The organism is Mycobacterium simulans (assembly GCF_900232995.1).
Classification (GTDB): domain Bacteria; phylum Actinomycetota; class Actinomycetes; order Mycobacteriales; family Mycobacteriaceae; genus Mycobacterium; species Mycobacterium simulans.
Genome location: NZ_OCVX01000066.1, coordinates 1 through 1,164 on the forward strand (window position 1 = coordinate 1; position 1,164 = coordinate 1,164).

Annotated in this window: 1 protein-coding gene; it reads left to right on the plus strand. The window is 66.6% G+C overall.

Annotated features, from left to right (window positions below; translation table 11 throughout):
• On the plus strand, nucleotides 1–1,164 hold a 1,164-nt coding region (locus MSIMFI_RS27175), incomplete at both ends, for an acyltransferase domain-containing protein (protein ID WP_191500019.1).

Sequence of the window (1,164 nt, forward strand, 5' to 3'; positions counted from 1 at the left end):
CGGGTTGGATGCCGCCGATGTGGGGTTTTCGTTGGCCACCACGCGGGCGGGGTTGGAGCACCGGGCGGTGGTGGTGGGTACCGATCGGGGCCAGTTGCTGGCGGGGTTGGCCGGGTTGGCTGAAGGGCGTCCGACACCCGGGGTGGTGACCGGGCGTGTGGTGGCAGACGGCAAGACCGCGTTCGTGTTTCCTGGCCAGGGGGCGCAGCGGGCGGCGATGGGCGCCGGGTTGTACCGGTGTTATCGGGTTTTCGCTGAGGCGATCGAGGTAGTCTGCGCCGAATTGGATCCGCTGCTGGGCCGGTCGTTAAAAGAGCTGTTGTTCGCGCCGCCGGGGTCCTCGGAGGCGGCGTTGCTCGACGAGTCCACGTTCACCCAGCCTGCTTTGTTCGCGGTGGAAGTGGCGCTGTATCGGCTTGTTGAGTCCTGGGGGTTAAAGCCGGATTTCCTGATTGGGCATTCGGTGGGTGAGTTGGTTGCGGCGCATCTGGCGGGGGTGTTCTCGCTGGCTGATGCGTGTGCGGTGGTGGCTGCGCGGGGACGGTTGATGGGCGCTTTGCCCGCTGGTGGGGCGATGGTGGCGGTCGCGGCGACCGAACACGAGGTGGTTGCCGCGTTAGCGGGTTACGAAAGCCGTCTTTGTGTGGCAGGGGTCAACGCTCCGGGGTCGGTTGTGGTCTCCGGTGATGCCGACGCTATTGAGGAGTGGGTCGGGGTGTGGCAGCAGCGGGGCCGCAAAACCACCCGGTTGAAGGTGAGTCACGCTTTCCATTCCGCGCGGATGGAGCCGATGCTGCAGGAGTTCGGCGCGGTCCTTCAGGACGTGTCCTTCGGGCAGGCGCAGCTTGCGGTGGTTTCCAACCTCACCGGCAGGGTGGCCACCGGCGAGGAGTTGGGTTCTGGGCGGTATTGGGTGCGTCATGCCCGCGAGGCGGTGCGGTTCATGGACGGGGTCGGGTTTTTGGCCGGTGTGGGGGTGACCCGGTTCCTTGAGCTTGGCCCGACCGGGCCGCTCAGCGCGATGGTGGCTCAGTGCCTGGCAGAGCACGGCGATGACAAACAGGCCTTGTGTGTTGCGGTGTTGCGTGCCGATCAGCCCGAATCCGAGGCGGTGATGGGGTTTTTGGCGCAGGCCCATGTGGCGGGGGTGGGGGTGGATTGGGC